The sequence below is a fragment of the Ruegeria sp. SAZD013 genome, from assembly GCF_059612525.1.
The window spans coordinates 83,620-109,063 of sequence record NZ_JBXWQT010000019.1 but is presented as its reverse complement, the minus strand read 5'-3'; the positions used below and the strand labels follow the sequence as shown (position 1 = coordinate 109,063).

Annotated in this window: 25 protein-coding genes; 8 read left to right on the top strand and 17 right to left on the bottom strand. The window is 57.4% G+C overall.

Going from position 1 to position 25,444, the window contains the following annotated elements:
- Window positions 1–4 precede the first annotated feature (4 nt).
- Complete coding sequence (locus AC2FLU_RS05595; protein WP_480605369.1) at window positions 5–1,147, bottom strand: DUF3095 domain-containing protein; 1,143 nt, start codon at window positions 1,145–1,147, stop codon at window positions 5–7.
- Between the two features lie 140 nt (window positions 1,148–1,287).
- Between AC2FLU_RS05595 and AC2FLU_RS05590 the strand changes: the two genes are divergently transcribed.
- From AC2FLU_RS05590 to AC2FLU_RS05570, 5 genes are all read left to right on the top strand, one after another.
- Window positions 1,288–2,460: an MFS transporter gene (locus AC2FLU_RS05590; RefSeq protein WP_480474323.1), complete on the top strand. Its 1,173-nt coding sequence runs from the start codon at window positions 1,288–1,290 to the stop codon at window positions 2,458–2,460.
- Window positions 2,461–2,481: 21 nt separating this feature from the next.
- The gene (locus AC2FLU_RS05585; RefSeq protein ID WP_496808945.1) at window positions 2,482–3,513 is read left to right on the top strand and encodes a glycosyltransferase family 4 protein; all 1,032 of its coding nucleotides are present in this window, start codon (window positions 2,482–2,484) and stop codon (window positions 3,511–3,513) included.
- 103 nt (window positions 3,514–3,616) lie between these two features.
- On the top strand, window positions 3,617–4,639 hold the full coding sequence (locus AC2FLU_RS05580; RefSeq protein WP_480474325.1) for an aspartate-semialdehyde dehydrogenase: 1,023 nt from the start codon (window positions 3,617–3,619) through the stop codon (window positions 4,637–4,639).
- A 123-nt stretch (window positions 4,640–4,762) separates the two neighbouring features.
- Window positions 4,763–6,394 (top strand): DUF4139 domain-containing protein, encoded by a 1,632-nt coding sequence (locus tag AC2FLU_RS05575; protein ID WP_496808946.1) that lies wholly within the window; start codon window positions 4,763–4,765, stop codon window positions 6,392–6,394.
- A gap of 217 nt (window positions 6,395–6,611) precedes the next feature.
- Entirely contained in the window at window positions 6,612–7,529 is a 918-nt protein-coding gene (locus AC2FLU_RS05570; protein WP_496808947.1) for an endonuclease/exonuclease/phosphatase family protein, read from the top strand.
- Window positions 7,530–7,592: 63 nt separating this feature from the next.
- Here AC2FLU_RS05570 and AC2FLU_RS05565 read toward each other — a convergent pair whose 3' ends face one another.
- Both AC2FLU_RS05565 and AC2FLU_RS05560 read right to left on the bottom strand, forming a co-directional pair.
- Complete coding sequence (locus tag AC2FLU_RS05565; RefSeq protein ID WP_480554343.1) at window positions 7,593–8,129, bottom strand: SRPBCC family protein; 537 nt, start codon at window positions 8,127–8,129, stop codon at window positions 7,593–7,595.
- Between the two features lie 97 nt (window positions 8,130–8,226).
- Window positions 8,227–8,877 carry a carbonic anhydrase gene (locus AC2FLU_RS05560; protein ID WP_480474329.1) on the bottom strand — a complete coding sequence of 217 codons (651 nt, stop codon included), beginning with the start codon at window positions 8,875–8,877 and terminating at the stop codon, window positions 8,227–8,229.
- Between the two features lie 144 nt (window positions 8,878–9,021).
- Here AC2FLU_RS05560 and AC2FLU_RS05555 point away from each other — a divergent pair, with 144 nt between their 5' ends.
- The 3 genes from AC2FLU_RS05555 to AC2FLU_RS05545 all read left to right on the top strand — a co-directional run bounded on the left by AC2FLU_RS05555 (window position 9,022) and on the right by AC2FLU_RS05545 (window position 11,591).
- The gene (locus tag AC2FLU_RS05555; protein WP_480554433.1) at window positions 9,022–9,411 is read left to right on the top strand and encodes a hypothetical protein; all 390 of its coding nucleotides are present in this window, start codon (window positions 9,022–9,024) and stop codon (window positions 9,409–9,411) included.
- A gap of 63 nt (window positions 9,412–9,474) precedes the next feature.
- Window positions 9,475–10,857: a leucyl aminopeptidase family protein gene (locus AC2FLU_RS05550; protein WP_496715140.1), complete on the top strand. Its 1,383-nt coding sequence runs from the start codon at window positions 9,475–9,477 to the stop codon at window positions 10,855–10,857.
- The gene (locus AC2FLU_RS05545; RefSeq protein WP_496808948.1) at window positions 10,854–11,591 is read left to right on the top strand and encodes a C40 family peptidase; all 738 of its coding nucleotides are present in this window, start codon (window positions 10,854–10,856) and stop codon (window positions 11,589–11,591) included. The genes AC2FLU_RS05550 and AC2FLU_RS05545 overlap by 4 nt, the downstream gene beginning before the upstream one ends.
- Here AC2FLU_RS05545 and AC2FLU_RS05540 read toward each other — a convergent pair.
- The 14 genes from AC2FLU_RS05540 to argJ all read right to left on the bottom strand — a co-directional run bounded on the left by AC2FLU_RS05540 (window position 11,588) and on the right by argJ (window position 25,443).
- Window positions 11,588–11,938, bottom strand: a complete 351-nt coding sequence (locus AC2FLU_RS05540; RefSeq protein ID WP_480474332.1) for a DUF2794 domain-containing protein — start codon at window positions 11,936–11,938, stop codon at window positions 11,588–11,590. The two genes, AC2FLU_RS05545 and AC2FLU_RS05540, sit on opposite strands and share 4 nt — an antisense overlap.
- A gap of 73 nt (window positions 11,939–12,011) precedes the next feature.
- On the bottom strand, window positions 12,012–13,676 hold the full coding sequence (locus AC2FLU_RS05535) for an ABC transporter permease (protein WP_496811902.1): 1,665 nt from the start codon (window positions 13,674–13,676) through the stop codon (window positions 12,012–12,014).
- A gap of 122 nt (window positions 13,677–13,798) precedes the next feature.
- A complete protein-coding gene (locus AC2FLU_RS05530) occupies window positions 13,799–15,016 on the bottom strand; it encodes a phenylacetate--CoA ligase family protein (protein ID WP_480482433.1) in 1,218 nt (405 codons plus the stop codon).
- 19 nt (window positions 15,017–15,035) lie between these two features.
- A complete protein-coding gene (locus AC2FLU_RS05525; protein WP_480482435.1) occupies window positions 15,036–15,869 on the bottom strand; it encodes an ABC transporter ATP-binding protein in 834 nt (277 codons plus the stop codon).
- A gap of 111 nt (window positions 15,870–15,980) precedes the next feature.
- Window positions 15,981–17,264 carry an ABC transporter substrate-binding protein gene (locus AC2FLU_RS05520; RefSeq protein WP_480586919.1) on the bottom strand — a complete coding sequence of 428 codons (1,284 nt, stop codon included), beginning with the start codon at window positions 17,262–17,264 and terminating at the stop codon, window positions 15,981–15,983.
- Between the two features lie 74 nt (window positions 17,265–17,338).
- The gene (locus AC2FLU_RS05515) at window positions 17,339–18,415 is read right to left on the bottom strand and encodes a branched-chain amino acid ABC transporter permease (RefSeq protein ID WP_480482437.1); all 1,077 of its coding nucleotides are present in this window, start codon (window positions 18,413–18,415) and stop codon (window positions 17,339–17,341) included.
- A 3-nt stretch (window positions 18,416–18,418) separates the two neighbouring features.
- Window positions 18,419–18,676, bottom strand: coding sequence for a hypothetical protein (locus tag AC2FLU_RS05510; protein WP_480474337.1), 258 nt, complete (start codon window positions 18,674–18,676; stop codon window positions 18,419–18,421).
- A complete protein-coding gene (locus AC2FLU_RS05505) occupies window positions 18,673–18,927 on the bottom strand; it encodes a hypothetical protein (RefSeq protein ID WP_480474338.1) in 255 nt (84 codons plus the stop codon). Before AC2FLU_RS05505 ends, AC2FLU_RS05510 begins: the two co-directional genes overlap by 4 nt.
- On the bottom strand, window positions 18,928–19,914 hold the full coding sequence (locus tag AC2FLU_RS05500; protein WP_480474339.1) for a branched-chain amino acid ABC transporter permease: 987 nt from the start codon (window positions 19,912–19,914) through the stop codon (window positions 18,928–18,930). It abuts the gene before it with no gap.
- Between the two features lie 29 nt (window positions 19,915–19,943).
- Window positions 19,944–20,762 (bottom strand): ABC transporter ATP-binding protein, encoded by an 819-nt coding sequence (locus tag AC2FLU_RS05495; protein ID WP_480474340.1) that lies wholly within the window; start codon window positions 20,760–20,762, stop codon window positions 19,944–19,946.
- A 78-nt stretch (window positions 20,763–20,840) separates the two neighbouring features.
- Complete coding sequence (locus tag AC2FLU_RS05490; protein ID WP_480606714.1) at window positions 20,841–22,832, bottom strand: AMP-binding protein; 1,992 nt, start codon at window positions 22,830–22,832, stop codon at window positions 20,841–20,843.
- Window positions 22,833–23,120: 288 nt separating this feature from the next.
- Window positions 23,121–23,711, bottom strand: coding sequence for a hypothetical protein (locus AC2FLU_RS05485; RefSeq protein ID WP_480826511.1), 591 nt, complete (start codon window positions 23,709–23,711; stop codon window positions 23,121–23,123).
- 110 nt (window positions 23,712–23,821) lie between these two features.
- Entirely contained in the window at window positions 23,822–24,220 is a 399-nt protein-coding gene (mutT, locus tag AC2FLU_RS05480) for an 8-oxo-dGTP diphosphatase MutT (RefSeq protein WP_267363933.1), read from the bottom strand.
- Window positions 24,217–25,443: a bifunctional glutamate N-acetyltransferase/amino-acid acetyltransferase ArgJ gene (argJ, locus tag AC2FLU_RS05475; RefSeq protein ID WP_480622643.1), complete on the bottom strand. Its 1,227-nt coding sequence runs from the start codon at window positions 25,441–25,443 to the stop codon at window positions 24,217–24,219. Before argJ ends, mutT begins: the two co-directional genes overlap by 4 nt.
- Window position 25,444 lies beyond the last annotated feature (1 nt).

Sequence of the window (25,444 nt, the reverse complement as noted above, 5' to 3'; positions counted from 1 at the left end):
ACAGTCAACTGCGCATGGCCGCAGCGGCCTGCGCATAGCCGCCCGAGGCTCCATCAACAAAATGCACATGGTCATCCCGCATGGCCGAGGGGACGATACATGTCATCATCGCCTCGTCCTGTGCGTGCAAACCGTATCTGATCTTCCCCCGGCGACGCGCCTCTTCAAGCAGGTGTTCGATTTGGCGCAACGTGTCCGGATCGCAGTCGAGCGTCATTTTCAGCCCGTCATCAAACTTTCGGTAATCGGCATTACTGCTGACCATATGTCTGTAATGGTCCGGCTCAAAGCGTCCCATCCGCAGGCCAGTTTTGAACAATACTGCGATCAACAGGTTCTGAACCAGCAGGACGAGTTTGTGCAAAATCACATGACGCCCGTTGCGCGACACATGAGCGTCGATGTCAAGGCCGGGTGGAGGCCACGCTAAGGGCGGACCCTTTTCCGACACCGGATGGCCTGCGCGATCCAGTGTTTCAGACGCGGACAGGACGGATTGCGCAAGATCGGCAAAGTCCCGTTCGGTTGCTGACGGTGTGGGCTGTACGACCAGCGAAACGATCTGACCGTGACGGGCCGGGCTGTTGGACCACCTGCAAGACAGGCCTGTCAGATCCGGCTGCGCACCTGGCCCGGCGGGTGTGACCATATTTTTCCCGGCTTTCATCCCGGCCTCGGCCCAGGCCAGACCACCGCCGGAAAACATGGCGTAATCCACTCCGGTAGAGGGTGCATAGCGCGCAACGCGCAGATCCTTACCCGCTTTGCGAATATCAGCCACCGACACCAGCGCTGCCCGCAAAGGCATGGAGAATTCTTCATCTGCCCAGCGCCGCAAATCCGCCAGCGTAGTCCGGGCGGTTTCAGCTTTTCCGGGCGGGACAGCAAACCCCGCCCCATCGCCGCCAAAGACATATGGAAACAACGCGCCGTCCATTGCGTTGATCATGGCCGAAATTACCGCAGCGCCCACAGTATTGACAGTCTTGTACCGGCCCCGCGCGATTTCGCCCGTTGAATCGACAATATCAGCAACACCCAGAACCCAATCATCGGGCAGTTTTGAAAACTGCGCGGGGTCTGCCAGACGGGTAAAATCGCGCTGCAAGGGAAGGTTTTCGTAAAATGCGGACTGGAGGTCTTTCATGCTCCCCCTCGGAATCAGTGTTTTGACAAAGATAGCCGTAAGGCGAGCCATGTCCTAACTTTGAAACAATATACACAGGCTTGTGCGTTGCATCACGGCGTGCCAAGCATTTCCCTCGGACGAGCAGGAAAGGGCTGAATATGCAGGCAGGTTTGGTGGTTTTATGCCTGGGCTATGTGCTCAGCCAGTTTTTCCGTGCTTTCCTTGCGGTTCTCAGCCTGGATCTGGAGCGTGACATTAGTGCCGCGCCCGAAGATCTGGCCTTTGCTTCCGGTCTTTGGTTTATCGTGTTCGCCGTCATGCAGATCCCGGTCGGATGGGCGCTGGACAGGATTGGGCCCCGCCTCACGTCCGCCGCGCTGCTTCTGGTGGGCGGGGCAGGTGGGGCGGCGGTTTTCGCAGCCGCAACAACGCCCCTGCACATCAGCATAGCCATGGGCCTGATCGGTGTCGGGTGCTCTCCGGTCCTTATGGCCTCCTACTATATCTTTGCACGCGAATACCCTCCGGCGCGGTTTGCTACATTAGCGGCCGTGATGCTGGGCGCAGGGTCCGTTGGAAATCTGGTGGCTTCTTATCCAACCGCGCTTGCCGTGGAATGGATGGGGTGGCGCGGTACGATGGTCGGGCTTGCCGCGGTGTCCGCCGCAATCGCATTGGGCCTTTGGCTGACTGTTCACGACCCTGCGAAGGTCGAAACAGAACACAAGGGATCGCTGCTGGATCTGCTGAAGGAGCCTGCCTTGTGGCTGATCCTGCCCCTGATGCTGGTTGCTTACGCCCCCGCTGCAGCGCTGCGCGGGCTGTGGGCCGGGCCGTACCTGAATGACGTTTTCGACCTCAGTTCCACTCAGATCGGCACCGCAACGCTGATCATGGGCTCGGCCATGATTGCGGGCACTTTTGTCTACGGACCACTGGACCGTATTTTTGGCACCCGGAAATGGGTGGTTTTCGCTGGCAACGCTTTGGGTTCAGTTGCGCTGGGCCTGCTCTGCCTGTGGATTGATAATGCAATATGGCTGTCCGTCCTGCTGATGGCCGTGATCGGCTTTACCGGTGCCAGCTTTCCGGTCATCATGGCTCATGGCCGGGCCTTCGTGCCTGCGCATCTGGTGGGGCGTGGTGTGACATTGCTGAATCTTTTCGGCATCGGCGGCGTTGGCATTGCTCAATTCGTCACCGGGCGTATTCACGCAGCCACCGTGCAAGACGGATCAACCGTGCCGTACACAGCAATATTCGGGTTTTTTGCGGTTACCCTTGCCATTGGTTGCGTGATCTATCTATTCAGCCGGGATAGTGTGGATTGACGCAGCCATCAGGAGAGTCCGTTGAACGACCCCGTTGTCATAGCCCCAAATCTGAAACGCAGACTGTCGGGCGTAACAGCGACCATAGCAAGGCTGGTTCCGCTGCAGGCGCAATGGATCGACATTGCCGCCACTGGACCAGGTCTGCCCGCCGACACGCCGCACATCCCGCTGGGTCGACTGCCTTTCCTGTCGCGTCGTAAAAGGCGGGTCTGGCACGCACGCCGCAACACCGAGATGTTGCTGGGGCTCATCCTGCGCAATGTGTTCCGGTTGAAACTCAAAATGCTGTTCACAAGCGCGTCCCAAAGGCCGCACACAGGCTATACCAAATGGCTGATCGGCAAGATGGATGCTGTCGTTGCAACCTCGCGCAAAACCGCAGGGTATCTTGAGCGAGACTCACAGGTGGTAATGCATGGCATTAACCTCCAGGACTTTGTTCCACCTTCAGACAAGGCCACTGTCCGTGCCCGACTGGGGCTGCCGGATGGGGTACTGTTAGGGTGTTTCGGCCGTATTCGACACCAAAAAGGCACGGATGCCTTTGTCGACGCCATGATTGACGTGTGCGGGCGGTTCGACACAGTGTCAGGCATCGTCATGGGCCGGGCAACCGAGAAACACACCGCATTTCTGGCCGAACTGAAGACTAAAGTCGCCAAAGCTGGCTTGTCTGATCGCATCCTTTTTAAGCCCGAGGTGACCGTAGATCAGATTGCTGAATGGTATCAGGTTCTGGACCTGTTTGTTGCGCCACAAAGGTGGGAGGGATTTGGTTTGACCCCACTCGAAGCAATGGCCTGCGGTGTTCCGGTTGTAGCCACAGATGTCGGTGCGTTCTCCGAGATCATTACTGATCCATCCTTTGGCAAGGTGGTGGCCCCCGATGATGTTCCCGCCTTGGTCGAGGCGATTGCCCAGATGCTGAAATACAATGATTCCCTGTCACAAGCGGGTCAGGCATCCCGCACCCATGTCGAGCAGAATTTTGACATTCAGGGCGAAGCAAAGACGCTGGTTGCGCTATATGAACGACTTTTGAACGATTGAACCGCTTGAATTCAGCATCAGTCGTTGAAAACCCTGCTGATAGCCCTTTTTTCTTCGCCGCAACGCGGCTATGAACGCGCGTCCTTAACTTTGGAGACATGAAATGGGCTATCGCGTCGTAGTCGTCGGCGCCACGGGTAATGTGGGCCGCGAAATGCTGAACATTCTGGCTGAACGCCAGTTCCCGGTTGATGAACTTGCCGCACTGGCAAGCCGTCGCTCGCTGGGTACCGAAGTAAGCTTTGGCGACAAGACCCTTACGACCAAAGATCTGGACACGTTCGATTTCACCGGCTGGGACATGGCGCTGTTTGCCGTGGGTTCCGAGGCGACCAAAGTCTACGCTCCAAAAGCGGCGGCGGCGGGTTGCGTGGTGATTGATAACTCGTCGCTCTATCGCTATGACCCGGAGATTCCGCTGATCGTGCCGGAATGTAACCCGCAGGCGATCCACGACTACAAAAACAAGAACATAATCGCCAACCCCAACTGCTCGACCGCGCAGATGGTTGTCGCGCTGAAGCCGCTGCATGACCGCGCCAAGATCAAGCGCGTTGTTGTGTCGACCTATCAGTCGGTTTCGGGTGCCGGCAAGGAAGGTATGGATGAGCTTTGGGATCAGACCAAGGCCGTCTACAACCCAACCACCGAAGTCGCTCCGAAGAAGTTCCAGAAACAGATCGCCTTCAACGTCATTCCGCAGATCGACGTCTTCATGGAAGACGGCTCGACCAAGGAAGAGTGGAAGATGGTTGTCGAGACCAAGAAGATCGTCGATCCGTCGATCAAGGTCACCGCAACCTGCGTCCGCGTTCCGGTCTTCGTCGGCCATTCCGAGGCCGTGAATATCGAGTTCGAGGAATTTCTGGACGAAGACGAAGCCCGCGATATCCTGCGCGAAGCGCCGGGCATCATGGTGATCGACAAGCGCGAAGCCGGTGGCTACGTCTCGCCCATCGAGTGCGCAGGCGACTTTGCCACATTCATCAGCCGCATCCGCCAGGATTCGACCATCGAAAACGGTCTGAACCTGTGGTGCGTCAGCGACAACCTGCGCAAGGGTGCCGCCCTGAACGCGGTTCAGATCGCCGAACTGCTGGGCCGGGAAGTCCTGAAAAAGGGCTGAGGGCTCGCGAAGCTGAAAACCCCCAAGGGTCGCCCTTTGCAGGCGGCCCTTTTTTGTGCTTGCAGTCGTCCATTCAGGCTGCAACCTTTGCGGGAATATAACACCTGATTTCCGCGAGTGATTATGAGACCCCTGATTTACCTTCTGGCCCTTGCGCCCACCGTCCTGCATGCTGAAACATTTTTGATCGACACCAAAGTCAGTGAGGTCACGGTTTACCCCAGAGGAGCCGACATTATCCGCACAGGAGCCTACGAAATTCCTGCTGGCAAACATCGTTTGATCTTGCAGGGTATTCCCGCACGTGACGAAAATCAGCTGTTTTCAATACAGGTTCTGACCGAAGGCCTGACACAAACCGCGTTGCTGCGGCGCTTTGAGAACCTTCCGGTACAGGACCGCAAAAGCGAAGCTGTAATGCAGGCCGAGGACCGGATCGAAGCCATCGAAGATCAGATCACTGCTGTCATTGACAAGGCAAAAGCCACCCGTCTACGCGCCGAGGCTGCACGCCAATCCTTATTGTTTCTTGGTCAATTGGGACAGAATGAAGGTCTGCCTGCCGACCCAAACACGCTGCGTGAGATCACCCGCATGATTGCCGAGGAATCTCTGCGCGCCGAGCAAGAAGCCCAAACGGCTGAAATCGAAGCCCGAGGTGTCGAACGGCAACTGGAACAGCTGGAAGAAGATTTGTTGATTGCTCAAGCTGATCTGGCAGCACTGATCCCCGAAGCTGATGACCATGTATTCGTTGCCATCGACGTGACCGCCGAAACAGCAACAAAAGGTGCTTTGACCGTGTCGTACATCGACTCCTATGCCGCAGAATGGTCGCCGGGATACGAGTTTCATTTGGCAACCGGCGACGCGCCCACAGTTCGGATCGACCGCAACCTCCTGATCACGCAGGACACCGGTGAAAACTGGCGCGATGTTACGATGCATGTGTCGACCATTGCCCCAACTGGACAGAACGCTGCATCGTGGCTGCCTTCATTTCGACATTGGATACGCGAAACACCGCAACCGCAACCAGAACAGGGAAATTTCGGGAAATTGGCAGAAGCGGTTGTCGAGGCACCTGTTGTGGTGGAAGAGACATCCATTGGCACGATATTGACCTCGTCAGTAGAAGGCACCGGCATCACTTACACTTTGCCAAATCTCATCTCGGTTTCCACTGGTTATGAGATTACCGAGGTCGCATTGGACGCAATCACCCAATCTGCCGAGGTTTTTGCGCTTGGCGTGCCCTGGCGCGATGACACGGCGTATCGGACCGCTCGGTTCACCAACCCAATGGATCAGAGGCTTCTGGAGTCTGCTGCCGCACGGTGGTTTGTAGACGATGTTCTGGTTGCTGCCGGAGACTCGCAGGAAATTGGTCCTCGGGAAGAAATCGAGATGGGGTTTGGCCCCATCCATGGTCTGACACTTTCCCGACAGATCCTGAACCGCAGCAGCGGTGACACCGGGATTATTTCGCGGTCCAATCAACGGGTCGAACAGGCTGAAATCAGCATTGAAAACCTGACGGACCAAACCTGGCCGTTGCGCCTTTTGGACCGGGTTCCATATTCCGAGCAGGACGATCTGGAAATCACGTGGAACGCCAATCCACGCCCGAATGAAGAGAATGTGGACAACCAACGCGGAATTCTGGCTTGGGAGATGGATATTGCCCCCGATCAAAAGGCAAACATCACCTTGAACCTTGAATTGAATTGGCCTGAGGGGATGGACCTGAGGTAGTTTCCAAAGACGCTCGGCTTTTGCCGTCTATTTCATCAGCCGCACCCATCAAGGCACCGACTGGACCCCAAGCTTCGGCAGAGCGCTGACGGCAATCCAAATTGCCGACCTGTTGACAAATTCAGGCGTGCTTGCCAGCTAAGCACGGACCTGAACGCGACGGATGGGCCAGAACAGACAACAGGTGGTGTCCTGCACAGGGCATCAGAGGTATAGTATGGGAATTTCGACCAAACGCAGAATTGGAAAATACCTGATCATTGGATGTGCAGGCATTCTGGTCGGGCTTATCCTCATCGGCTTTTCTGGGCAATTCCTGGCGGTGGGAGATTCCTTTGCGCTTTTCCGCCCGCAAGCCGGCGTTCTGCTTTTGCCGTGTGCCGCGATCCTGCTGTATATGCGCGCCAGATACCTTGCTTTGGTGACCCTGGCCTTTGCCGCTGTTGCTGTCGGATCAATCGCAACCAGTTTCGCCGCCCCGCCCAAGGACTGCGACGGTCCGTGTCTGACCCTGTATCAAAAGAACCTCATGAGCAGGGCGTGGCCGCGGTATTCGCTGGCCGACGACATCATAGCATCCGATGCTCAGATCGTGACGTTGCAGGAAGTCTCAAGTCACAACCGCGAATACATGAGCAACCTGTTCGAGCATTACCCCGAAAAGGTGATCTGTGAGTTTCGTTCCGAACAAAACGTTGCCATCCTGACAACTTTGCCGATTGTCGAAGGGTCCGGGTTCTGCCTGAAAGGTCATGGTCTTGTCGGAATACAAGTCGAAGCCCCGGACGGGTCTTTGGTCTGGATCGTATCGATCCACCTGAGCTGGCCTTTTCCTTACGACCAATCAACCCAAAGCCGGATCATTGCAGAACGCATTGCGGATCTGGATGGCCCGGTTCTGATTGCCGGGGATTTCAACATGGTTCCATGGGGCGCAAGCGTCCGGCGGATCGCAGCGGCAGCCGACAACCAGAGTTTTGGGGCTGTCCTGAATACGCATAATCTTGGCAGCTGGCACCTACCCTTGCCAATCGACAACCTTTTGTTCCCAAAAGGAACAACCGGAACAGTCGAACTGCGCCCCTTCATGGGATCCGACCACTTCGGCAAATTCGCGCGGTTTCGTTTGGATTGATCCGCGAGGTCCCCGCTGCCTTGGTGGGCAAACCAGAACGCATGTTGCGATCTCAAGAAGGGTCTAGGTGTTATTTTCGATCAGCACTTTCAGATTATTCAACCCGCGCTCGTAATCGCCGCCAACCCATTTATCCATCATCAACCCCATCCAGCGGGACATGGGATTGAGCCCCAGATCGGATTCGAACCCCCAAGTCACGATGGTTGCGTCACCATCGGGTTTCAGTGTGAACGAAGCCGAGGCCGTGCCCATCTGCCCAAAGTCCAGATCTGTTTTGACCAGTTGATTTTCCACGCTTTCGACGATTTCCTGCGTACCGCTGCCAACCTGTGCGTGATCAGAGCTCCAGTTCAACTTGTTGCCGACACCTTCATCGGGGCCACTGTAGCTTAGTTTCGTCTCCGGATCGCGTGACAGCCAGGGGGACCATTTCTCAGTCGCTTGCATGGAATTCACAAACGGAAAGATCACTGCGGCCGGGGCGTCGATGGTGATGCTGCGGGACACTTCCGCCTTGCCGGGCAACACGTAAGAGACTGCGATGAACAGTAAAACAAGGAGGCACAACCCTGCGAGAAATCGCTTAAGCATCTTCATAGCAAGCTCCAAATTCAAACGTCATGAATGGAGTATACGAAATAACGGCTCTGAATCAGAGCCGTATTCCTCATCGTTTATTCACTATGAACTGTCGTCAGACCGGAACGAATTTCTTCTGTATGGGATCGTAACTCTCTAACCCGCCAGCGCCGATATCGGTCCACAACCCGTGCAGGCTCAGAGTGCCCTGTTCGACCGCTGACGAGATAAACGGGAACGTCATCAGGTTTTCAAGCGACGCGACAACCGATTGGCGTTCCAGCTGTCGGGCTTGTTCGAGGCTGTCTTCGATATCAGCGACAAGTTCGAATTTTGGTTTCAGAATGTCCATCCAGCGGCCGACAAAGCTTTCTTTTGCATCCAGTTGCGGCGCCTGACCCTTGCACATGTCGATACAGCCCTGAACGCCACCGCATTGCGAATGGCCAAGAACCATCAGATGCGCAACCTTGAGAGAAGTGACGGCATACTCGATTGCTGCGCTGGTACCGTGATGATCGCCGTCCGGCGCATAGGGAGGCACCAGATTGGCGATATTGCGGTGGATAAAGAAATCGCCCTGATCCGCACCGAACATCGAAGTCACATGGACCCGGCTGTCGCAGCAGGAGATCACCATCGCCCGGGGCCGCTGCCCTTCATCTGCCAGCCGCTTGAACCAGACCTGGTTTTCCGAATACGTGGTCGCTTTCCAGCCGTGATACCGCGTGACCAGATAGCTCGGCAAAGGTTTGGCAAATTCCATTACGGTGTCCCCGTTCTTGTCGCTGATCGATCCTCTAAACCGAATTCTAGGAAAATTCGAGCAATTATCCGATTTCTCTGCAAGGTTTTGCAATGGAATTTGCCACCAGTATCAAACCTGCGCCGTGGGGGCGTCAGAATTAGGGTGAATGTGGTGGAAAAAATAATCACGCTTGAACACAAGGAATCCGTCCGTCTGGATTCGGATCAATTAAGTGGCCTTTACCGTCAACTGGGCGACAAGAACGCGCTGGATGTGCTGTGCCGCACCATCGAAGAACTGGCAGTGCGCCTGTCGAACTGCGAACGCTTTTGGCGTCAGCGCAAGTGGGCCGACCTGCGCAAATGCGCAAGGTCGCTGGTCGCGATTTCCGAACAGGTCGGGATGACGGTTCTGGCCAGGGTTGCAGGTGACGTAGCGCAGGCCGTCGATGCCGGTGACGCGGTAGCAGCGGGCGCGACGCTGGGACGTCTGATCCGCGTTGGTGAGCGGTCGTTGACAGCCGTCTGGGACCAACAGAACCTTTCCGTCTGACAGGGGTTGCGGGCAGATTATGCGCGGCTAGTCTGTGCACAGAAACAATCTGCCGAGGCGCCCATGACTCTGTCCTTCGCCCCATCCTCTGACCCTTCCGTACCGCTTCATGTGATCGCGCAGCCGGATTTGGACGGCTGGCTTCTGGATCAGCCTGAGCGCGTGCAGTCCTGGGTCGCAGCAAACGGGTTTTCCGGCGCTCTGGGGCAGTCCCTGCTTGTGCCGGCAACGAACGGCGCAATTGAATTCGCGCTGGCTGGTTACGGAACCGAAGAAAAACGTGCGCGCAAACGGTTCCCCCTTGCCGCAGCGGCCATGGCGCTGCCGGAAGGCACTTACGGCATTGCTTCGGGCATTCCTGCGGATCTTTTGGAGATGGAGTGTCTTGGCTGGCTGATGACTGGCTATGTCTTCGATCGATACGCGTCCCAGACCGGAGGGTCAGCGGCATTGATTGCACCTGATGGCATCAACGCCGCCCGTATCGAGGCCATGGCAAATGCCGAGGCTCTGACGCGCGATCTGGTCAACACGCCCACTTCGGACATGGGACCGGATCAGTTGCAGCAAGCGGTCGAGGTTCTGGCGAATGAGTTCGGCGCGTCTTGCAAGGTGATCACCGGCCATGCGCTGCTGGATCAGAATTTTCCCATGATTCACACAGTAGGACGGGCCGCGGCGCAGGCCCCCCGGCTGATCGAGTTGAACTGGGGCACCAGTGGCCCCAGACTGACACTAGTGGGCAAAGGTGTATGTTTCGACACCGGCGGGCTGAATTTGAAACCGGGCGCTTCCATGGGCCTGATGAAAAAAGACATGGGCGGCGCGGCCAATGTGCTGGGACTGGCCCGGATGATCATGGCGCTGGACCTTCCCCTGCAACTGCGGATTCTGATCCCGGCCGTTGAAAACGCAGTCTCAGGCAATGCCTTTCGCCCCGGTGATATCCTGACGTCACGCAAGGGCCTGACCGTTGAAATCAACAACACCGATGCCGAAGGGCGTCTGGTTCTGGCTGATGCGCTGACTTTGGCGGATGAAGGGAATCCCGATCTGGTGATCTCGATGGCGACGCTGACCGGTGCGGCGCGCGTGGCCGTGGGCCCTGATCTGGCACCGTTCTACACCGACGACGAAAGCTGCGCGCTGGCCTTGGCACAAGCGGCCAAAACTTCTGCCGATCCGGTCTGGAGAATGCCGTTTCACACACCCTACGAGGCGATGATCGAACCCGGCATTGCTGATCTGGACAATGCCCCCTCGGGCGGGTTTGCCGGGTCTATCACCGCCGCGCTGTTTCTGCGCCGGTTCGTAGGGTCTAGCCGCTATATCCATTTTGACATTTACGCATGGCAACCCAGCAATGAACCCGGCCGCACAAAAGGCGGTCTGGGTCAGGGATCACGCGCGGTGCTGTCGGCCTTACCGGAGGTATTGGGATTATGACCAAGCGCCGCGTATCCAAACCGGTCGTCGACCTGTTGCGTGCTCCTGACGGGCCGCGTGATCGTCAATTGCTGCTGGGGGACACGGTTCACGTCAAAGAAAACCACGGCGGGTGGAGCAGGATCGTCGCAGAAAAACACGGATATGCTGGTTGGCTGGAAACAGACCACCTGTCCGAGGAAATACCTGCAACGCATTGGATCAATGCGCCCGCAACACATGCATACTTGACCCCTGATATCAAAAGCCGCGATCTCGTGTCTCTGAGTTTCGGAAGTAAAATCCACGCGACTGCCGAAACGGATCGGTTTGTGCAGACCGAATTGGGTTTTGTCCCAAAGGTTCACATGGCCCCTATTGCAGAAAAACCGCACGATCCGGTTGCCGTGGCCGAGTTGTTCCTGGGTACGCCCTATCTGTGGGGCGGCAACAGCCGGTTCGGCATCGATTGTTCAGGGCTTGTTCAGGCCGCGTTGCTGGCCTGCGGTATTCCCTGCCCCGGCGATAGCGGCGATCAGGAACAAGCCTTGGGCGCTGCCCTGTCAGCTGGAACACCTGCGCAGCGCGGGGATTTGCTGTTCTGGAAAGGTCACGTGGCCTGGGTTTCGGGCGACAACATGATTTTGCATGCGAACGCCAGCCATATGGCGGTTGTGTACGAGCCGATGGACCGGGCGATCCAGCGCATTCAGGATCAGGGCGACGGGCCTGTTACAGCGCGAAAAAGGCTCTAATCCGGGTTTACGGCCCGGATGAGCTTGCGTTCCAGCACCCGCAGGACGGCTCGCAGATCGTGGCCGCGTTTCAGGATGCGGCCATCCATACCGATGACAGAGTACATCCCCTGCCGGGATTTCAGGCGCGGGTGCTTTTCGACGCGGTAGATCGGGTGCTCAGCAGTGCGCCGGAAGATCGAGAACACCGCCATGTCGCGCAGGTTTGAGATACCATAGTCCCGCCACTCTCCGGCGGCGACCATCCGTCCATAAACGGACAGGATTTGCGACATCTCGTGCCGGTCAAAGGCCACGGGCATCTGCGCTGCGCTTGCCGAAAACCGGTTGGGAGGCTGCATGTTCATACCGCCAGCCTTGCCGGAAATTATGTTTGAATCAAGCCTGATGCGCGGTTGTCCGGCATTTACAACACAAGTGTTACCGCCGACCAACCTGACGGCAGATCAGGATTACCGGCAGCAGGCCGACTGCCAGAATGACCAGTGAGGGCACGGCGGCACCCTCAAGCCTCTCATCCGAGGCAAGCCTGTATGCCTGTACGGCCAGTGTGTCGAAGTTGAACGGGCGCATGATCAGGGTGGCAGGCAATTCCTTCATTACGTCCACAAAGACGATCAACAGCGCAGTCAGCAGCGACGGTGTCAGAATGGGCAGGTGAACGCGCCGCAATGTTCCCAGCGGTGTTTGCCCCAACGACCGGGCCGCGGCATCCATATTGGCATGAACCGTGCTTTGCCCCCCTTCATATGCGCTGAGCGCGGCAGCAAGGAATCGCACCATGTAAGCGGCAACCAGCAACCAAATCGAGCCTGTAACCAACAACCCAGTCGATACATCGAAGGTCTGCCGCATCCAGGCATCCAGCGCGTTGTCAAAGCTGGCGAAAGGTACAATCAAGCCGACTGCGATGACGCCACCGGGCACGGCATATCCCAGCCGCGCCATGTAGGCCGTCGCAGACGACGCGCGCCCGGGTCTCAGACGTTGAAAGAACCCGACACAGATCGCCGCAAAGACAGTGACGACCGCGGCCGTGCCGGCAAGGGTCAGCGAGTTCTGGATGAAACCGATATAGCGCCGCGACAGCAGGTTCTGTTCCGATTCCAAACCCATCTCGACCAGTATGATAACGGGCAGCAGAAACCCGAAGATAACGGGTATCGTACATAACAAGAATGCCGCGACGGCGCGAAGACCGGTCAGATCTTCCGCCGGTTGGGCAGCATGTTTCTTTCCTGCCTGATAGTATTTTGCCTTACCGCGTTGGGTGCGCTCGGCCACAGCCATGATCAGTGCAAAGACAAGCAGGCACCACGCCAGCTGCGCCGCCGCCGCTCGGTCGGCCATGGAAAACCAGCTGGTGTAGATCCCGGTCGCAAAGGTCTGCACACCGAAATACGACACGGTTCCGAAATCGGCGATGGTTTCCATGATGGCCAGAAGCACGCCACCGGCGATTGCCGGGCGCGCCATCGGCAGCGAGACGCGCCGAAACGCCAGCCATGGGTTGTTGCCCAGCGCCCGCGCCGCCAGAAACGCCGTAGCACTTTGTTGCAGGAACGCAGCCCGTGCCAGCAGGTAGACATAGGGGTAAAGCACCAGAATCAGCATCACCGCCGCGCCCCCGGTCGAGCGGATTTCAGGGAACCAGTAGTCGCGCGGCCCCCAGCCCGTTACATCTCGCAAGGTGCTTTGAACAATACCCGGATGATCCAGAAAAAAGGTGTACGCATAGGCGAGCACATACGCCGGAAAGGCCAACGGCAAGACCAGCGCGATCTCAAGGATCCTGACACCGGGAAAGCGGGTCATCGTCACCAACCAGGCAGCGCCCGTGCCGATACTGAACGTACCCGCCGCAACCAGAACCACAAGGATCAGGGTCGTCACGGTATAGCCGGGCAACACCGTGTCCATCAGGTGCGAGATCGTATCTGTTCCGCCGGTCACCGCTGCCAAGACCACGGCCACCATGGGCAGCAGGCACGCGGCAGCCACAAGATAGGCGACAGCGGCCAACAGCCGTGTGCCGCGTACACCGCGATTGCGTGATCCGTTTTCTGAATAGTCGATCTGGGCCATCATCCCGGCTTTTGATTGGCAAAGGCTTAGGGTCTGCCTTTAATCGACCAAAATGCTCGGAAACACCAGTGCGTCGGTCAACAAATCTGCGACACAAACTGCCGCAGACCTGATTTTCACTGCTATTCGTAGACGCGCTGATCCTCAATCACCAGCCCGTCTTTGGGCAGCGAGCCGGGAGCGACGACTTCGATTGCGCCTTTCAGTTTCAGCACTTCGGCCACCGATCTAGCATATGCCGTATCATCCCCGCCTGTGCTTTCGATCTGGACAGTCATCGAATCCATCTCGCCCTGACGGGTGGCAATGACTCGAGCCTTGACGATCTCTTCATGCTTGTCGACCAAAGCGGCAACCTGTTCCGGACGCACGAACATACCTTTGATCTTGGTTGTCTGATCTGCACGCCCCATCCAACCCTTGATCCGGGTGTTCGTGCGACCGCAAGGAGAAATTCCCGGCATCACGGCGGACAGGTCGCCCGTCGCAAAGCGGATCAGCGGGTAATCGGGGTTGAGTGAGGTTACCACGACCTCACCCACCTCACCCGGCGCCACCGGAGTTCCGGTTCCCGGTGTAACAATCTCGACAATCACGTGCTCGTCGATGATCATCCCGTCGATCGCGGCGCTTTCATAAGCAATATTGCCCAGATCCGCTGTCGCGTAACATTGCAGGCACGAGATACCCCGGTCAGCATATTCCTGTCGCAGAGACGGGAACAAGGCCCCACCGCCAACGGCGGCTTTCGAGAAATGCAGTGAAACGCCCATCTCGTCGGCTTTGTCCAGAATGACCTTCAGGTAATCCGGCGTGCCTGCATAGGCCGTACAGCCAACGTCGCGGGCGGCAGTCACCTGCAACTCGGTTTGTCCGGTTCCTGCGGGCAGAACAGCCGCGCCGACAGCCCGTGCGCCATTTTCAAAGATCATACCGGCTGGGGTTAGGTGATACCCAAAACAGTTCTGGACAATGTCCCCTGCGCCAACACCCGCGGCATTCAGGAAACGGCCCATGCGCCACCAGTCGTGATCAGTGCTGCCCGGCTCATAGATCGGTCCCGGCGACTGGAACACATGATGGAAATGCCGCGCCGGTTTCACTGTAAATCCACCAAACGGGGGACGTTTGGCCTGTGCTCTGGTCAGGTCCGATTTCCGCAGAACCGGCAATGTCGGCAAATCTTCAACTGATTTTACCTTATTAGTGTCTGATTCTGACAGATGCGACGCAAATCCAGGGGCCGACATCGCGCGTTTGATCTGCTCCACTAGTGCCCTGGCCTGGTCCGAGGCGCGTTCGTCTGCCGAGCGTGTTTCGAGTGCGTCGAAATAGGTCATAGCCATATCCTCCATCCGCTCACAGCCACCTTTTGCGACGACGATAGGACCGCACATCGCGAAAGCTTTTGCGGCCTTCGTCGGACATGCCCAGATAAAACTCTTTCACATCCGGGTTTTCACGCAGGTCGGCTGCCGGGCCATCCATCACGACACGCCCGGATTCAAGAATGTAACCGTAATGTGCAAAGCGCAGGGCGACGTTGGTGTTCTGCTCTGCCAGCAGAAAGGACACGCCCTCTTTTTCGTTGAGGTCCTTCACGATACTGAAAATCTCTTCGACCAGCTGCGGAGCAAGACCCATTGAGGGTTCGTCCAGCAAAATCGTCTCGGGCCGCGACATCAAGGCCCGCCCCATGGCAACCATCTGTTGTTCCCCACCCGAAGTATAGCCTGCCTGCGACCGGCGGCGTTCCTTGAGCCGGGGAAAATATGCGTAAACCATCTCAAGATCCCGCTGGACCGCAGCCGCCCCGTCTTTGCGGGTGTAGGCGCCGGTCAGCAAGTTTTCTTCGACGGTCAGGTGCTCGAAACAGTGGCGGCCTTCCATCACCTGAATGACACCCTTTTCAACCAGATCGGCCGGGTCGCTTTCATGCACGTTCTGGCCGCGATACTTGATCGAACCTTTGGTGACTTCTCCGCGTTCGGAATGCAGCAGGTTCGATACGGCCTTGAGCGTGGTTGTCTTGCCCGCACCATTGCCGCCCAGCAACGCTGTGATGCCGCCCTTTGGAACGCTCAGGCTGACGCCTTTCAACACGAGGATCACGTGGTTGTAGATCACCTCGATATTATTGACCTCAAGCAGGGTTTCCGCCTGCACGTCAGTGGTTTGTGCCGCATCCAGCATCAGCGCGTTTCCTCATGCCTGCCCGTTCCGGGGCTGTTCGTGAGGAGCGGCAGGTGACCCGCCGCTCCGGTTGTCTGAACGCCCCGGATCACATCCGTGGCGCAACATGCCTTACTCGCAACGTGGCGAGATGCTGTTTTCGGTTGCGTAGGCACCGGAATCTTCTTCGATCAACGCGCCGATAACTTCGGCATCTGTCGGTTTGAAGTCCTGTATCGGGTTCCAGGCGCCAGTCGCCGCATCCCACTGAACAACACCGACAAGGCCGGGGCCGCCGTGGTTTTCGCAGGAGACCGAGAATTCAGGGCCGAACCCGGACATGCCAAGCGCTTCCATCTTGGCGTTGGTCATTTCCAGTGCTTCCATGCCGTCGCGCATCATCGACGCGTCGATATCAGCGGTTCCGTGCATCGCCTGCGCCGTTTTCACAGCCTCGGCTGCCAGCATGGCGGCGTAAAGACCACGGTTGTACTGAACTGTACCCAGCTGATCGCCGGCACCCGCAGCCTTGCCCGAGTCAACAACGTACTTTTTCAGGTCGTCATAGACAGGATAGTCCATGCCAAGGCCGGTAAAGGTCAGCGCCTTGTAACCGGTCGCTTTTTCGCCAGCAGGCTGAACATCGAATTCCGCGCCAGACCACCAGACACCGATGAAGTTTTCCATCGGGAAACGGATGTTGGCCGCTTCCTGAACCGCAACCTGGTTCATGACGCCCCAGCCCCACATGATGACATAGTCAGGCTTTTCGCGGCGAATTTGCAGCCATTGCGACTTCTGCTCCTGGCCCGGGTGATCAACCGGCAGCAAGGACAGCTCATACCCATGCTTTTCAGCCAGAGTTTCCAGCGTCCGGATCGGTTCCTTGCCGTAAGCAGAGTTGTGATAGACCAGCGCAATCTTCTTGCCGCTCAGGTCACCGCCATTTTCATCCAGCAGATAGTTGATCGCACCGGACGCACCGTTCCAGTAGTTGGCCGGATAGTTGAACACATGGCTGAACACTTTGCCGTTCGCAGCCGAGGTCCGGCCATACCCCATCGTGTGCAGTGGAATGCCGTCTGCGGTCACTTTGGGGATCAGCTGATAGGTGATACCGGTCGACAGCGGCTGATACACCAGCGCGCCTTCACCTTTGGTGGATTCATAGCATTCCACGCCTTTTTCGGTGTTATACCCGGTTTCGCATTCGATCACGTTTGCTGGTACACCGCCAATGCCACCGTCCCGCTCGTTCAGAAGCGTGAAATAGTCGGCGTAACCGTCCGCGAATGGAATACCACCGGCCGCATAGGGCCCGGTTCGATAGCTGAGCGACGGGAACACAAGATCCGCCATCGCAGGTCCTGCCGCCATCAGGGCGCTCAGCGCCACGGTTGCCAGTTTCTTGTTCATCGGGTGTCTCCTCCCTTGATTGATCCGATATTGAGTTCGGGCTTGATCACCCGTCTTTATGATTGGGCCAGCCCTCAGTGCGGGAACGGCCAGAGTCTGAGTTTCTCTTTCGCCACGCGCCACAACTGGGCCAGACCGTGGGGCTCGAGGATCAGGAACATGATGATCAGCGCGCCCACGATCACCAGCTGAAGATGGGCAACGATATCGGTCGGCCAACCCAGAAGATCGACGCCAACCAGTTTGAGCAGAACCGGCAGCAGCACGAGGAAGGCCGCCCCGGCAAAAGACCCGAAAATCGAGCCTAATCCGCCGATAATCACCATAAACAGCACCAGGAATGACTTCTGAATGCCGAATGCTTCGCCCACCTCGACCGCGCCGAGATAGACGGCAAAGAACAACGCCCCTGCGATGCCCACAAAGAACGAGCTGACAGCGAAAGCGCTGATCTTGGCTTTCAACGGGTTCACCCCGATGATTTCGGCGGCGATATCCATGTCGCGGATCGCCATCCATGTCCGCCCGGTCGTGCCGCGGGTCAGGTTGCGCGCAATGATGGCGCTGAAGGTCAGGAAGATCAGGCAGAACAGGTATGTCGCCCAGGCCGGGGCGTTCGGGCCCGAGATGATAATGCCGAACACGTCACGTTCCGGTGCGTTGATCTGGCCCGAGGCCGAGTAGTTGTAGAACCACGGCACCCGGTTGAAGAGCCAGACCAGAAAGAACTGTGCCGCAAGCGTGGCCACCGCCAGATAGAACCCCTTGATCCGCAGGGAAGGCAGGCCAAACAAAACGCCTACAATCGCGGTAATGCCACCAGCCAGCAGGACATGAATGAACATGCTGACGTCTGGAAATGCGGTCATCAACTTGTAGCAGGCATAGGCGCCAACAGCCATGAAGCCGCCTGTACCAAGGCTGACCTGCCCGCAATAGCCCACAAGTATGTTCAATCCGATCGCCGCGATGGCATAGATCAGAAAGGGCAGCAGCAGGGCGTTTGCCCAATAGTCGTTGATGATGAACGGAATGATCCCAAACGCCACCGCCAGAACGACATAGTACCGGTACCGGTCGAACTTGATCGGGAAAGTCTGGCTGTCATCCACGTAGGAGGTTTTGAAATCTCCGGCCTCACGATAGAACATCTGTTACTTTCCCCATTCTTCCTGCGCCCGGTTACGGGTCGCGGCGTCCAGCTGGCTGGACCCTTTGGCATATCCGCTCGCCTCAGAGGCGCGCACGAGTTTCAGGTAGGCCAGAACGCCCATGATCAGCCCGGCAAAGGCCAGGATCGCGGCAATCGTCAACTGGCTGTCTGTCAGGTCATTCGAGGTCAGCGCGATGTAGCCAAAGGCCCAGAACCCCGCCCATGCGATTACGTTGATGATGGCGATCACCTTGGTCATGCCGGGGCACCTCTGGTTCTAACGTTCAGCCAATGAACCACTCCGGCCAAGGCTGCGTAGAAGAACAATGAATCCATCGCCCGCAAATATCCTGCGTAAACAAGCATCCTCATCTGCCATTCCGTATCGCCTGTCATTGCAATACTTGAACCCGCCAGGTTGATCTCAAAGCACTCAACCAGCGAACGGGTCAGCCCATATATCAGCAAGGCAATCGGCAGGGCTTTGAAAAGGGGGTTCAGGTTATCCATCTATACTCTCTCGATAATTTTTTCACCGAAGAGACCCTGTGGTCGGAACACCAGAAAGATCAACGCCAGCACATAGGCGAACCAGTTCTCGGTCGCGCCGCCGACCAGCGGGCCAATCGAGAATTCGAACAGCTTCTCGCCCACACCGATGATCAGACCGCCGACGATGGCACCGGGGATCGAGGTGAACCCGCCCAGCATCAACACCGGCAGCGCCTTGAGCGCGATCAGCGACAGCGAGAACTGCACGCCCGATTTGGTGCCCCACATGATCCCCGCGACCAGCGCCACGAACCCGGCCACCGACCAAACCATGACCCAGATAAAGTTGAGCGAGATCCCGACCGAAAGTGCCGCCTGATGGTCATCCGCCACAGCGCGCATGGCCCGCCCCTGCTTTGTGTACTGGCTGAAGGCCACCAGCGCCGCCACCAGAAGCGCCGCGATCACGGTTGCCACGATGTCGAGGTTGTCGATGAAGAAACCATAGCCGAAGATGTTAAAGGTGACCTCGTCGATCCACAGGTTGATGCCCTGGGGCAGACCCACATCCAGCGTCTTGATCTCGGATCCCCACATCAGGTCGGCCACGCCTTCAAGGAAATAGGCCAGACCGATCGTGGCCATGAACAGGATGATCGGCTCCTGCCCAACCAGATGCCGCATGACAAAGCGCTGCACACACCAGGCCAACAGAACCATCACGCCCATTGTCAGGATGATCGCCAACAGGGCGGGGATGGTCCAGCCGAAGTTATAGACATGTGTGCCGAAGGTCGCGTTGATCAAATGCGCGAAAGGCACTTGCCCGTTCATGATCCCGACCAGTGTCATCGCCGCAAACAGGGCCATAACCCCTTGCGCGTAATTGAAAATTCCCGACGCCTTGTAGATCAGCACAAAGCCCAGCGCGACCAGCGCATAAAGCACCCCGGCCATCAGACCGTTAAGGATGACCTCCGTGGCAAAGATTAACTGCTCAGGCATATGTGCCTCCCCGGATATCTGCTTTGGTCTCAGTCATGGCTGACTCCCAGATAGGCGTCGATGACTTCCTGATTGTTGCGCACCTCGTCGGGCGTGCCGTCACCAATCTTCTTGCCGTAATCCATCACGACCACGCGGTCGCTCAGGTCCATCACCACGCCCATATCGTGTTCGATCAGGGCGATGGTGGTGCCGAATTCGTCATTCACGTCGAGGATAAAGCGGCTCATGTCCTCTTTCTCTTCAACGTTCATGCCCGCCATCGGTTCATCCAGCAGCAAGAGCTTTGGTTCTGCCGCCAGAGCACGCGCAAGTTCCACCCGCTTTTTCAACCCGTATGGAAGGCGCGACACGGGCGTTTTTCGGATGTGCTGGATTTCAAGGAAATCGATAATCTTCTCGACCGCCTCACGGTTTTCAACCTCTTCCGCCTCGGCCTTTCCCTTCCACCAGGCCTGCTGGAGGATGTTGGTCTGCATGAAATTCAAACGCCCTGTCATGACGTTGTCCAAAACGCTCATCCCCTCGAACAGGGCGATGTTCTGGAACGTCCGCGCGATCCCCTGCTGCGCCACCTCAAAGGGCCGCATCGCTGGGCGTTTTGATCCGTGGAACCAGACCTCGCCCTCCTGCGGGACATAGAACCCCGAGATGACGTTCAGCATCGATGATTTTCCGGCCCCGTTCGGCCCGATGATGGCGCGAATCTCACCCTCGCGAATATCGAACGAGATATCCTTGATCGCCACGACGCCGCCAAAGCGCAGAGTGATGTTCTTCATCTCCATCACCACGCCGCCGATCTTGCGACCGTCTTCGGTGACATATCCTTCGGCGTTATCCAGCATCAGTCACTCCCTGACTTGCGCAAAAACGGGATGGCGGACAGGGCGATGGCCGCAGGTCGCGCGGTGCTGTGGCGGCCCTCATTCCGCTGCCACCTTGTGCTGCGCAACCGGTACAACCGGCGCGTCCACGATTTTCAGCGTCGCGCTAATCGATCCCTTGCGCCCATCCTCATAGGTCACTTCGGTCGTGGTCGAGACGCTTTCGGACCCGTCGTAAAGCGCCGCAATGATGTCGTGGAACTTCTCTTCGACAAACCCGCGCCGAACTTTCCGGGTGCGGGTCATCTCACCATCATCAGCATCCAGTTCCTTGTGCAGCACCACAAAGCGATGCACCTGGCAACCGGACAGCATTTCATCAGCCGCTACCGATTTGTTGACCTCTTCCACATGCGCCTTGATCGTCTCTAACACACGCGGATGGCCCGCCAGTTCCTGATAGGACGCATAGGCCACGTTGTTGCGTTCCGCCCAGTTGCCGACCGCTGTCAGGTCAATATTGATGAAGGCCACACAGCGATCCTTGCCGTTTCCGAACAGAACGACCTCGAGAATATCGGGGTAGAACTTCAGCTTGTTCTCGACATATTTCGGCGCGAACATGGACCCGTCGGCCATTTTGCCCACGTCCTTGGCCCGGTCGATGATCCGCAGATGGCCCGAGCTTTCCTCGATGAACCCGGCATCACCCGTTGCCACCCAGCCTTCGGCATCTTTGGTTGATGCCGTGGAATCCGGGTTGTTGTAATATTCGACAAACACGCCGGGCGAGCGGTAGTGGATCTCGCCCTTGTCGTCGATCTTGATCTCAACATCCGGCGCGGGCACGCCAACCGTATCGGCCCGAACCTCACCATCCGGCTGTACGGTGATGAACACGGTTGCTTCGGTCTGACCGTAAAGCTGTTTCAGGTTAATGCCCAAAGATCGATAGAAATCAAAGATTTCCGGTCCGATCGCTTCACCCGCTGTATAGCCAACCCGGAACCGGCCATAGCCCAGCGTATCCTTGAGCGGCCCATAGACCAACAGGTTACCCAGCGCGTATTTCATCCGGTCGCCAAAGCCGACGGGTTTGCCATCCAGCAACTTGCCGCCCACCTTTTTGGCATGCGCCATGAAGTGATGGAACATGCGCTGTTTCAGCTTGCTCGCATCCTCCATCCGGATCATTACATTGGTCAGCTGGCTTTCAAACACGCGCGGCGGGGCGAAGAAATAGGTCGGCCCGATTTCGCGCAGATCGGTCATCATCGTGTCGGCGCTTTCCGGGCAGTTCACGCAGAACCCGCACCAATAGGCCTGACCGATGGAAAAGATGAAATCCCCAACCCATGCCATTGGTAGGTAGGAGAGGATATCTTCATCGCGGGTCAGATGGTCGAAGATCGCTGAATTCTTGGCGCTTTCGATCACGTTGCGGTTCGACAGAACCACCCCCTTGGGCTTGCCCGTTGTGCCCGAGGTATAAAGCATGACGCAGGTGTCGTTATAGGTGATCTCAGAGATGCGCTTGTCCAGCTCTGCATCAAACCGCTGATGTCCTGCCTGACCTTCGGCCATGAGGTCTTCCAGCGCGTTCATCTGGCTGTGGTCGTATTTCCGCATCCCTCGCTTGTCGGTATAGAGGATGTGCTTGATCTGGTGCACTTTTTCCTGAATTTCGATGACCTTGTCGACCTGTTCCTGATCACCGCAGACGACGTATTTCGCGCCGCAATGCTCCATCACATAGGTCATCTCTTCGGCGACTGCGTCCTGATACAGAGGCACCGGAATTGCACCGACCATCTGTGCCGCGACCATGGTCCAGTAATGCGCTGGCCGGTTGCGTCCGACCACGGCAATGTGGTCACCGCGCTCAACGCCAATTTCAAGAAATCCAAGAGCGAGCGCGCGAATTTCCTTGGCCGCTTCAGCCCAGGTCCAGCATTGCCAGATCCCAAATTCTTTTTCCCGATAGGCCGGGGCATCCCCGAACTGGGTCGCGTTGCGGTGTAGAAGCGCCGGAAGGGAGTGCAACCCTTCGGCGCCCGACTGCGTCTGAGCCAATCTTTTTCTCCTCCCCATCCGGCCTCCTCTAAGCCGGAAATGGCGGATCCGGGAAAGCCCCCGGATGCCAGTGCCCCGATTTGGGACACCCGCACGATCAGCGTCAAGTTTTGCCTGATGTTTTCTCAATTCTTACGAATTGTAACAGGTGCAGAAGGGTGATGTTACGTTTTGTACAATATGTACAAATGCAGACTGTTACGAGGAACCCGTTCGTCCCACGCAATTACCGTACCAAACAGGTCCTGTGTGCAGCAGGGACGCCGGACCGGCAAACAGAATTCGACCTTCGGCAGGTTGGCGCGGTTACTGATACTTAGCTTTTAATGCTGCTTTTTTAAAACGACCAACAGATGTTGAGCGCAACGTGTACAGCAACCCCAAAAGTTTCGTGTTCAAGGGCATTGTCTTATCGCGGTAAACGAGACTTGCCTCATAGGGCTTGTTGGCGTCGCAAAGTTCAATGATTTCACCTGCGGCCAAAAGCATCTCTTCCATCAAGGCTTCGGCGGCTTCCGCCTTGCTTGCCTCATCCTCTGAAATTGTTTTGTCTCTTTGGGACTTTCGGCGGAAATCCACGATGGCAGCAGGCACGTATTCAGTGACCCGATTTCTGAATCGCGTCATGTCAGAGCCATTGGCCTGAGTGCCGTCCGATTTGGTGTAGGAGTTGTAATCACCGTATAGGGCCAGGATCGTGCTCGTCTGGTGAAACAAAAGATCTTGCCGTGCAAAATCGAGTTCGACGTAGCGGTCAATTCGGGCCTGTTCTTCGATCATGACCGTTATCGCAGTCTTCGCATCATCTGCTTTGGCACTATGAACCGCCAAAACAAATAGGGCCAAAATCAAAGCAATCCTGGACCCCCAAAGCTTTCCAACTCGACTTGCAATCATAACGAGGTACTCCTTCACCATTGAGAAAGCACTCGAACACTACCACAAATCGGCAAATAAATCCGCCAAGCCGAAATTCGGGCCGTTAGCGCCTGACGCCTTTTGAGCCCCTACAACCAATCCCGCAGGATCGGGATCAGGGGCACATCCGCGGCCGGCATGGGGTAATTGCGCAGGTCATTTGCGCGGACCCATTTCAGCGCCTGCCCCTCTTTCGACTGTGGGATGCCCTGCCATTTGCGGCAGGCGAACAGAGGCATCAGCAGGTGGAAATCATCATAGCTGTGGCTGGCGAAGGTCAGGGGGGCAAGGCACGAGGCCCAGGTGTCGATGCCCAGTTCCTCGTGCAATTCGCGGATCAGGGCGGCCTCGGGGGTTTCGCCGGGCTCGATCTTGCCGCCGGGAAACTCCCAAAGACCGGCCATGGATTTGCCCTCGGGGCGTTGGGCCAACAGCACCCGGCCCTCGATGTCGATCAGGGCGACAGCAGAGACCAACACGGTTTTCACGAGCGGTAATCCGCGTTGATCTCGATATATCCGTGCGTCAGATCGCAGGTCCAGACGGTGGAATTGCCTTCGCCCAGGCCCAGATCAACGGCGATGACCAGATCCTGACCTTTCATATAAGCGGCAGCTGTGTCTTCGCTGTAATCGGGGCTGACCCAGCCTTTTTCGGCCACAAGGATGTCGCCGAAGGAAATGCTCAGCAGGTCGCGGTCCGCCGCGGCACCGGATTTACCGATGGCCATGACGATACGACCCCAGTTCGGGTCTTCGCCCGCGATGGCGGTTTTGACCAGCGGAGAGTTGGCGATGGCAAGGCCGTGGATCTTGGCGTCAGCGTCTGTTGCGGCCCCTTTTACGCGGATTTCGACGAATTTCGTGGCACCTTCGCCATCGCGCACCACTTGCTGGGCCAGATCCAGCATCACGGCTTCCAACGCCTCGGCGAAAGCCGCGTTGCCGGTGGCGTCCACACCCGAAGCGCCGGTGGCGCACAGCAGCAGGCTGTCCGAGGTGGATGTATCGCTGTCCACGGTGATGCAGTTGAACGTCCGGTCTGTCTGCGCGCTCAGCATCGCCTGCAACGCTGATTGTTCGACCTGCGCGTCGGTGAAGATATAGACCAGCATCGTCGCCATATCTGGCGCAATCATGCCCGAACCCTTTGCAATCCCCGCAATAGAGACTGTTTTGCCATCAATTTCGACCTGCGCCACGGCCCCTTTCGGGAAGGTGTCCGTGGTCATGATCGCGCGTGCGGCGTCTTCGATCGCGTGACGGCTGAGACCCGCCTTCAGCGTTTCAAGCTTGGCAATGATGCGGTCATGAGCCAGCGGCTCACCAATCACGCCGGTTGAGGAGGTAAAGACCCGCTCGACCGGAACACCAGTCGCCTTCGAGACGGCCTGCGTTACTTCGGCCACCGAGGTCTGACCATAATGCCCGGTAAAGGCATTGGCATTGCCCGAGTTCACCAGGATCGCCGCCGGGCCGTCACTGGGCCCGCCGATCTTGTCCTGACAATCCAGAACCGGTGCCGCCCGTGTGGCCGAACGGGTAAAGACCCCGGCCACAGATGTGCCCGGGTCCAGCACGGCCAGCATGACATCGGTGCGGCCCTGATATCGCACGCCCGCCGCGACGGTGGCAAACCGCACACCGTCAATTGCAGGCAAATCAGGGAAGGACGCTGGCGCCAGCGGCGAAACCTTGGTGATCTTGGCCACG